Below are 203 nucleotides of genomic sequence, written 5' to 3' on the forward strand. Positions count from 1 at the left end.
GGCGGGGAAAAGAACCCGGAAGACATCGTGGACACGATTGCCCGCGACGGCGTGACTACAATGCACTTTGTACCCGCTATGCTGCGTGCATTCCTGGAGTATGTGGAGCAGCAGCCACGAGAAGTAATGCAAGCGAAGCTGGGCACGCTGCGCCATGTCTTTGCCAGTGGTGAAGCGTTGCCGCCACAGCATGTGGCCCGGTT

General features: G+C 59.1%; 1 protein-coding gene. It reads left to right on the forward strand.

Annotated elements, in window-relative coordinates:
* On the forward strand, positions 1-203 hold a 203-nt coding region (locus HFD99_RS25495; protein ID WP_167441132.1), incomplete at both ends, for an AMP-binding protein.

The sequence above is a fragment of the Paenibacillus sp. EKM301P genome, assembly GCF_011800295.1.
In the GTDB taxonomy this organism is placed as follows: domain Bacteria; phylum Bacillota; class Bacilli; order Paenibacillales; family Paenibacillaceae; genus Paenibacillus; species Paenibacillus polymyxa.